Source organism: uncultured Nevskia sp. (genome assembly GCF_903885465.1).
GTDB lineage: Bacteria > Pseudomonadota > Gammaproteobacteria > Nevskiales > Nevskiaceae > Nevskia.
On record NZ_CAISIQ010000399.1, the window covers coordinates 1 to 8,798 of the forward strand.

Annotated in this window: 8 protein-coding genes; 6 read left to right on the forward strand and 2 right to left on the reverse strand. The window is 63.2% G+C overall.

Annotation, left to right across the window (positions count from 1 at the left end):
- On the reverse strand, positions 1 to 554 hold a 554-nt coding region (locus tag QZY06_RS15560), incomplete at its 3' end, for an N-acetyltransferase (RefSeq protein ID WP_295685979.1).
- Between the two features lie 115 nt (positions 555 to 669).
- Between QZY06_RS15560 and QZY06_RS15565 the strand changes: the two genes are divergently transcribed.
- Genes QZY06_RS15565 through arsH form a run of 4 tightly spaced genes read left to right on the forward strand, consistent with a single transcriptional unit; the run spans position 670 to position 2,828 of the window.
- The gene (locus QZY06_RS15565; protein ID WP_295685980.1) at positions 670 to 1,002 is read left to right on the forward strand and encodes a helix-turn-helix transcriptional regulator; all 333 of its coding nucleotides are present in this window, start codon (positions 670 to 672) and stop codon (positions 1,000 to 1,002) included.
- Entirely contained in the window at positions 963 to 1,697 is a 735-nt protein-coding gene (locus QZY06_RS15570; RefSeq protein WP_295685981.1) for an MIP/aquaporin family protein, read from the forward strand. Before QZY06_RS15565 ends, QZY06_RS15570 begins: the two co-directional genes overlap by 40 nt.
- Entirely contained in the window at positions 1,694 to 2,125 is a 432-nt protein-coding gene (gene arsC / locus QZY06_RS15575; protein WP_295685982.1) for an arsenate reductase (glutaredoxin), read from the forward strand. The genes QZY06_RS15570 and arsC overlap by 4 nt, the downstream gene beginning before the upstream one ends.
- Positions 2,091 to 2,828, forward strand: a complete 738-nt coding sequence (arsH, locus tag QZY06_RS15580; RefSeq protein WP_295685983.1) for an arsenical resistance protein ArsH — start codon at positions 2,091 to 2,093, stop codon at positions 2,826 to 2,828. Before arsC ends, arsH begins: the two co-directional genes overlap by 35 nt.
- Positions 2,829 to 2,884: 56 nt before the next feature.
- Here the strand turns inward: arsH and QZY06_RS15585 are convergent, their stop codons facing one another.
- Positions 2,885 to 4,321, reverse strand: coding sequence for a mannose-1-phosphate guanylyltransferase/mannose-6-phosphate isomerase (locus tag QZY06_RS15585; protein ID WP_295685984.1), 1,437 nt, complete (start codon positions 4,319 to 4,321; stop codon positions 2,885 to 2,887).
- Positions 4,322 to 4,886: 565 nt separating this feature from the next.
- On the opposite strand from QZY06_RS15585, the gene QZY06_RS15590 reads away from it, so the two are divergent.
- Positions 4,887 to 7,823 (forward strand): ribonucleoside-diphosphate reductase subunit alpha, encoded by a 2,937-nt coding sequence (locus QZY06_RS15590; RefSeq protein ID WP_295685985.1) that lies wholly within the window; start codon positions 4,887 to 4,889, stop codon positions 7,821 to 7,823.
- A 149-nt stretch (positions 7,824 to 7,972) separates the two neighbouring features.
- Positions 7,973 to 8,798, forward strand: an 826-nt coding sequence (locus QZY06_RS15595; protein ID WP_295685986.1) for a ribonucleotide-diphosphate reductase subunit beta, incomplete at its 3' end; no start/stop codon positions are given.

Consider the following 8,798-nt stretch of genomic DNA (forward strand, 5'->3'; position numbering starts at 1 on the left):
ACCTCGATCGATGATCCGTAGATCGGCATCTCAATGCTGGCAACCTCCGCCTCCGAGCCAACAACCTTGCCGCCCAAGGATTTCAGATAGCGCAGGAAACCGGAATTCTCCCACAGCACGTCGTAGTAGAAGGTGCGATAGCCCTGCCGCGATGCCGTGAGATGCAGACAGGCGTGCAGCAGCGAACCGGCGCCGATGCGCTGGTAGGCGTCGATCACGGTCAGCGCCACTTCGGCCACGCCCGGACGCTCCGGCATGGCGATGTAACGGGCGACGCCGATACCGATCGGCTCGGCAAATTTCATGTCCAGCGCGCCCCAGGCTTCGTGGCCGCGGTGATCGGGATGGGTCAGGAAATCGAGCTGCTTGGCGCTCAACTCCGAAGCCTGTGAAAAGAAGCGCAGATGCCGGGATTCCGATGACAGCCGCGCGTAGCCACTGACGAAGTACGGCAGATCGGTCGGCCGCACCGTCCGCACGAGCGCCTGCGTCTCGTGACCGAGCACGAAGCGGAAGGCCTGCGACAGCGGCGGAAGGGTCGGCGGAGGTGCCATGCCGCACTGTAGCGGTGGCGGCGGACTGGCGATGCTGGGACGACCGTTCGTAATCTGTATCTGACCCCGATTTTCCGGACTTGAATCAATTTTATATTTTGACTAATGTTGAAATATGGAAATCAATTCGGCTGTGGTTGCCCTCGCCGCTCTCGCGCAGGAAACACGTCTATCGGTGTACCGGATGCTGGTTGAAGCCGGGCCGGACGGTCTGGCGGCCGGGCGGCTGGCCGATGGTTTGTCGGTGGCGTCGGCCAGCCTGTCGTTTCATTTGAAGGAGCTGCTGCATGCCGGCCTTGTCCGGTCGCGGCAGGACGGGCGCTATGTCATCTATTCGGCGAACTACGAGGCGATGAATGCGCTGCTCGGCTATCTCACCGAGAACTGCTGCCGAGGCACGACTGCCGCTTGCTCGCCGATCGCCTGCTGCGGGCCGGCCAAGCCGTGAGAAACATCGTCAGCCTGCCTCGTCGCCTTGCCGCCGAATTCCTTGGCAGCGCATTGCTGCTGGCGATCGTCGTCGGCTCGGGGATCATGGGCGAGCGGCTCGCTGCCGGAAACGCGGCACTGGCGTTGCTGCTGAACGCGATTGCCACCGGCACCGGGCTGATCGTGCTGATCAGCGTGTTCGGGCCGCTGTCCGGTGCGCACTTCAATCCGGCGGTTTCGGCACTGTTCTGGGCGCGCGGTGAATTGTCGTGGCGTGCTTTCCTTGCCTATCTCCCGGTGCAACTCGCTGGCGCGATCGGCGGCGTGCTGCTGGCGCACGTGATGTTCGATCTGCCACTGCTGCAGCTCAGCGAGCACGCACGCCACGGCTCCGGACAATGGACCGGCGAGTTCGTTGCCACCGCCGGCTTGATGCTGAGCATTCTCGGCTCACTGGCCACGCGTCCGGCCTGGACACCCTTGCTGGTCGCGGCCTGGATCGTGGCCGGCTATGCGTTCACCTCGTCGACGTCGTTCGCGAATCCGGCGGTGACCTTCGCTCGCAGCCTGAGCGATACCTTTGCCGGCATTGCACCGGCTGATGTCCCCGGCTTCGTCATCGCGCAATTGGCCGGCACCGCAGCCGGCGGCCTGCTCGGCACCTGGCTGTGGCCATCACCCTCGGCAACCTCCATCACCGCAGTCTCTCCATGACCATCACGATCTATCACAACCCCGCCTGTGGAACCTCGCGCAACACCCTGGCGATGATCCGCAACGCCGGCATCGAACCCCGCGTCATCGAATACCTGAAGACGCCGCCGGACCGCGCCACACTGGTTGCGTTGATCGCGAAGATGGCCGTGCCGGTGCGCAGCGTGCTGCGTGACAAGGGCACGCTGTATGACGAGTTGGGCCTCGCCGATCCGAAGTGGACCGATGCCGAACTGATCGACTTCATGCTTCAGCATCCAATCCTGATCAACCGCCCGATCGTGGTGACGCCGCTGGGCGTGCGCCTGTGCCGGCCGTCGGAACGCGTGCTCGACCTGTTGCCAGCGGCTCAGCGCGGTGCCTTCGCGAAGGAAGATGGCGAAGCGGTGATCGATGCGGAGGGCAAGCGTGTCCAGCCTCCTCGCTGATCTTCCGAATGTCGACGCTGCCGAGTTCCGGCGGCCGTCGCTCGATGCCCTGAGCCCATTGATACGAACGACGCACGCGCCGCGCATCCTGCTGCTCTACGGCTCGCTGCGGCAGCGTTCATTCAGCCGGCTGCTGACCTTCGAGGCCGAGCGTCTGCTGCAGGCGATGGGAGCCGAGACCCGCGTCTTCGATCCTGCCGGTTTGCCCTTGCCCGACGGCGCGCCGGAGTCGCACCCGAAAGTGCAGGAACTGCGTGAGCTGGCAGCGTGGTGCGAAGGCATGGTCTGGACGTCGCCGGAACGGCATGGCGCGATGACCGGCATCCTGAAAGCGCAGATCGACTGGATTCCCCTCAGCATCGGCGCACTGCGGCCAACACAGGGCAAGACCCTGGCGGTAATGGAGGTCAGCGGCGGCTCGCAGTCGTTCAACGCCGTGAACCAGATGCGCATCCTCGGAAGATGGATGCGGATGATCACGATCCCCAACCAGTCTTCGGTCGCGAAAGCATTTCTGGAGTTTGATGAGGACGGCCGTATGAAACCGTCGTCCTACTACGACCGGGTCGTCGACGTGATGGAAGAACTGGTCAAGTTCACCTTGCTTACGCGTGAGGTGTCGACCCATCTGGTCGATCGCTACAGCGAACGCCGGGAATCGGCGGCTGAGCTGTCAACGCGCGTCAATCAACGCGCGCTCTGACTACACAACGTTGCCGGGTGTAGCCGCAAGGGCTGCGGCTACACCCGGCCGGGACTTCAGGGCATGCCCGCCGCTTCCGGCGTGCGGCCGTAGACATCTTCGAAGCGAACGATGTCGTCTTCGCCGAGGTAGCTGCCGGACTGCACTTCGATCAGTTCCAGATGCACCTTGCCCGGGTTCTCCAGGCGGTGAGAATGGCCCAGCGGGATGTAGGTCGATTCGTCCTCACCCAGCAGGAACACCTTGTCGCCATTGGTGACCCGCGCGGTGCCCTTGACCACCACCCAATGCTCGGCACGGTGGTGGTGCATCTGCAGGCTGAGCTTTTCGCCCGGCTTGACCAGGATGCGCTTGACCTGGAAGCGATCGGACAGCGAGATCGTTTCGTACCAGCCCCAAGGCCGGTAGACGCGCGGCCGTGCCACCGCTTCACTGCGGCCCGCCGCCTTCAGCCGATTGACGACTTTCTTGACGTCCTGCAGGCGATCACGCGAGGCCACCAGCACCGCATCGACGGTTTCGACGACAACGGTGTCTTTCAGGCCGAGCACGGTGACCAGACGATGTGTGCCGTGCACCAGGGTGCCGTCACAGTCTTCGACCATCACGTCGCCACGCGCCAGATTGCCGCGCGGATCGACGGCCGGCAGCTTGGCGAGAAAGTTCCAGGAGCCGACATCGTCCCAGCCGGCATCGAGCGGCACCAGCGCCGCTTTCTCGGTCTTTTCCATCACCGCGTAATCGATCGATTCATTGCGGGCATCGCCGAACGAAGGACCGTCGAGGCGGACGAAATCGGTATCGCGCTTGGCCTTCGCCAAGGAGCGCTCGCAGGCAATCAGCATGTCCGGCTCCAGGCGCTTCACTTCCGCCAGGAAAACGTCGGCCCGGAACAGGAACATGCCGCCGTTCCAGTAATAACCGCCCTGCTTGAGGAATTCCTCGGCCTTGGCCAGCGGCGGCTTCTCGACGAATGCATCGATCTTGCTGGCGCCGTCGACGCCGATCGAGGCGCCGGCCTTGATGTAGCCGAAGCCGGTTTCCGGATGGGTCGGCTGAATGCCGAAGCTGACGATATGCCCGGCCTTCGCAGCCTCGACGGCAATGGCCGAAGCCTTCGCGAACGCGGCTTCGTCAGGAATCGTGTGATCGGCAGCCATCACGAACAGAATCGTTTCCGGGCCGTAGGTTTCCAGCGCCCACAGTGCGGCGCAGGTGGTGGCCGGACCGGTGTTACGGCCTTCCGGCTCGAGCAGCACCTTGGCCTGGCCCATGTTCACGGCGCGCAACTGCTCGGCGACGATGAAACGATGGCCCTCGGCGCAAACCGCCAGCGGAGCGACGACGTTCGGCAGGATCTGGGTGCGCAGCGCCGTGTTCTGCAACAGGCTGAAGGAGTTGGTCAGCGCCAGGAACTGCTTGGGATATTGCTCACGCGACAACGGCCAAAGCCGCGAGCCGGCACCGCCGGCGAGAAGGACAGGCAGCAGCATCATTTTTTTGTTTTCCTGATTTCGGGGAAGGAACAGGAGGAAATTGAGTCTTAATTGCAACGAAGACTAGCTTAGCGAATGTCTCAGTTTTAAGAACCCGGCAGGAGGTCCCATTCGATCTCAACCGCGACCAGGTCGACAGTTCTCCCTCGTTTGGCAATACCTGACGGCTTTTGCCGAAATCCCCGAGCAAATCCTGGGCCAGCCCGAGTTGGACTGGGGCAGCCATGGGCAATCGTTACCCAAGGGCTCGCGCAACGGGCCAGGCTGTGACGAATGCCTCGCGATGCAGTCAAACCGTTTGTCGGCTCCGAACGGCGGCGGCGCGTATGGGTCACGCGGCTTGCATCACCGACAACTGCAATCGTGACCTTGGCTTAGGCCATTTATGCACAGCTTTTGCACTGGCCATTCCAGTGCTATCCACAGCTTCAACCACAGCATATTGGGGTTGACCGCAATTTTAACCCCTATATATTGATCTGCCGGGGGAATCTCCCGGGACGTCCCGGGTCGCAATCACACCCGCCGCACCGCCCGCCGCCTTGGGGAGAATCCGAAAATCATGCAAACACAAAACCTTACGCCATCCCCCGCACGCGCCACCGGCGCCGGACAGAATTCCGCCCCCGCCGTCAGCGCCGCTGAACTGGCCGCGACCGCGCCGGGCGCTATCAAGGTCATCCGTCGCAACGGAAAATTGACGAATTTCGACGCCAACAAGATCGCCATCGCGCTGACCAAGGCTTTCCTGGCTGTCGAAGGTGGCCAAGCGGCCGCCAGCGCCCGGGTTCGCGACAAGGTCGCCGAGATGACCCAGTCGATCGTCCACGCGCTGACCCGCCATCTGTCCGGCGGCGGAACCCTGCATATTGAAGATATCCAGGATCAGGTCGAACTCGGCCTGATGCGTGCCGGCGAGCACAAGGTTGCCCGCGACTACGTGCTGTATCGCGAAGAGCGCGCCCGCGCCCGCGCAGCCGAAACCGCGTCGAAGACCATTGCCGTCGTCGCCCCGGCGCTGAACGTCAAGATGGACGACGGCCGCCTGCTGCCGCTGAACGAAGCCCGCCTGCAGCGCGTGGTCTCGGAAGCCTGCGCCGGCCTGAGCGGTGTCGATGCAGCCGAAGTGCTGACTTCCGCGCTGCGTGACCTGTACGAAGGCATTTCCGAAACCGAGCTGAGCCAGGCGCTGACCCTCCCCGCTCGCGCCCGCATCGAGAAGGAGCCGAACTACACCTACGTGTCGGCCCGCCTGCTCTGCGACGCCATGCGCCACGAAGCGCTGAAGTTCCTCGGCATGCCGGATTCGCGTCCAACCTTCGAGGACATGAAGGCCGTCTACAGCGACTACTTCCGCGAGTTCATCCACAAGGCTTCCGAGCTGGAACTGGTCGACTCGAAGCTGTGCCTGTTCGATCTCGAGCGCCTCGGCGCCGCCCTGCTGCCGGAACGCGACGCGAAGTTCGATTACCTCGGCTTGCAGACCCTGTACGACCGCTACTTCATCCACAGCAACAAGACCCGCTTCGAACTGCCGCAGGCGTTCTTCATGCGCGTGGCGATGGGCCTGGCGATGAACGAGATCGACCGCGAAGCCCGCGCGATCGAGTTCTACACGCTGATGTCCTCGTTCGACTTCATGTCGTCGACGCCGACCCTGTTCAACTCCGGCACCCTGCGTCCGCAGCTGTCGAGCTGCTACCTGACGCAAATCCCGGACGACCTGCACGGCATCTTCAACGCCATCCACGACAACGCGATGCTGTCCAAGTTTGCCGGCGGTTTAGGTAACGACTGGACGCCGGTGCGCGGCATGGGTGGTTGGATCAAGGGCACCAACGGCAAATCGAATGGCGTGGTGCCGTTCATGAAGGTGGCCAACGACACCGCAGTGGCCGTCAACCAGGGTGGCAAGCGCAAGGGCGCGGTCTGCGGCTACCTGGAAACCTGGCACCGCGACATCGAAGAGTTCGTCGAACTGCGCAAGAACACCGGCGATGACCGTCGCCGCACCCATGACATGAACACCGCCAACTGGGTGCCGGATCTGTTCCTGAAGCGGGTCATGGAAGAAGGCCAGTGGACCCTGTTCAGCCCGGAAGAAGTGCCGGACCTGCACGACCTCTACGGCAAGCCGTTCGAAGCCCGTTACGCCGAGTATGAAACCCTCGCCGATCAGGGCCGGATCAAGAACTTTAAGCGCATTCCGGCGCTGAATCTGTGGCGCAAGATGCTGTCGATGCTGTTCGAAACCGGCCACCCGTGGATCACCTTCAAGGACCCGTGCAACCTGCGCTCGCCGCAGCAGCATGTCGGCGTCGTGCACTCGTCGAACCTGTGCACCGAAATCACCTTGAACACCAAGGCGAACCAGGAAATCGCGGTCTGCAACTTGGGCTCGGTGAACCTGCCGGCGCACATCGTCGACGGCAAGCTGGACGTCGCGAAGCTGGAGCGCACCATCACCACCGCGATGCGCATGCTCGACAACGTCATCGAGTACAACTACTACTCGGTGGCCACGGCGCGTAACTCCAACCTGCGTCACCGCCCGGTGGGTCTGGGCGTGATGGGCTTCAACGATGCGCTGTTCAAGCTGCGCATTCCTTACGAGTCCGATGCGGCGATCGACTTCGCCGATCGTTCGATGGAAGCGATCAGCTACCACGCGATCAAGGCTTCGGCCGATCTCGCCGTCGAGCGCGGCGCCTACGCCAGCTTCAAGGGCTCGCTGTGGGACCAGGGCATCCTGCCGCTGGACTCGATCAAGCTGCTGGCCGATGCCCGTGGCCAGTACCTGAAGCAGGACACCCAGGAATCCGGAGCTTTCGACTGGAACGCGCTGCGCACCCAGATCAAGACCACCGGCATCCGCAACTCGAACACCATGGCCATCGCGCCGACGGCGACGATTGCCAACATCACCGGCGTGTCGCAGTCGATCGAGCCGGTCTACCAGAACCTGTACGTCAAATCGAACCTGTCCGGCGACTTCACCGTCGTCAACGAATACCTCGCCAACGAGCTGAAGGCGCTTGATCTGTGGGACGAAGTCATGGTTCATGACCTCAAGTATTTCGACGGCAGCGTGCAGAAGATCGACCGTATCCCGGCCGAGATCAAGCAGATCTACAAGTGCGCGTTCGAGATCGACGCCAAGGTGCTGGTCGACGCCGGTTCGCGTAGCCAGAAGTGGATCGATAAGGCGCAGTCGCTGAACCTGTACATGGCCGCACCGTCGGGCAAGAAGCTCGACGAGATGTACCGCCACGCCTGGCTGTCCGGCCTGAAGACCACGTATTACCTGCGCACGCTGGGTGCGACGCACGCCGAGAAGACCACCATCCAGGACGGCCGTCTCAACAACGTCAGCAAGGGATCCGAGTCGGCACCGGCCGCCAAGTCCGCAGCCAAGCCGGCCTCGCTGGCCGCGGCCAGCGAACCGACGGCGCCGAAGGTCTGCTCGATCCTCGATCCGGACTGCGAGGCGTGCCAGTAGCCGGCCGCAGCGCCAGCGGTGCCACGCCCGGCCGGACCTGGTCCCGCCGGGCGTCGGTGTCTGTGGTGCTGCCCAATTCCTGCCCGTCGCCTCAGGCGATGGGTGTATAAATAAACATATTGAACATTTCTGAATCCGGAGAACCCGACATGCTCGACTGGGACGACGCCCCCGCTGCACCCTCCGCTCCGGCGATCGATCCGATCGTCGCCGCACCGCGCATCGCCGCATCCGCCGCCCGCCCGGTCTATGCCGCGCCAACGCCGGCACCGACGCCGCGCATCCCGGAAGCCAGCGAATTCAAGCTGACGCCGACGCAGGCCAAGGTCGAATCCGGCGCCACCGGGCTCGAAGACATCACCATCGGTGCCCGCCGCATCCAGGTCGATGACAAGAAGATCATCAACTGCCGCGCCGACCTCAACCAGTTGGTCCCGTTCAAGTACGAATGGGCCTGGAAGAAGTATCTGGACGCCTGCAACAACCACTGGATGCCGCAGGAAATCAACATGAGCGCGGACATCGCGCTCTGGCAGGACCCGAACGGCCTGACCGAAGACGAGCGCATGATCATCAAGCGCAGCCTCGGCTTCTTCTCGACGGCGGACAGCCTGGTCGCGAACAACCTGGTGCTCGCCGTCTATCGCCACCTCACCAACCCGGAATGCCGCCAGTACCTGCTGCGCCAGGCCTTCGAGGAAGCAATCCACACGCACGCCTACCAGTACTGCATCGAAAGCCTCGGCCTCGACGAAGCCGAAGTCTTCAACATGTACCGCGAAGTGCCGAGCATCCACGACAAGGCCGCCTGGAGCCTGCCGTTCACCCAGAGCCTCGCCGACGAAAGCTTCCACACCGGCACGCCGGAAGCCGACCAGCGCCTGCTGCGCGACCTGATCGCCTTCTACGTCGTGTTCGAAGGCATCTTCTTCTACGTCGGCTTCGTGCAGCTGCTGAGCTTCGGCCGCCGCAACA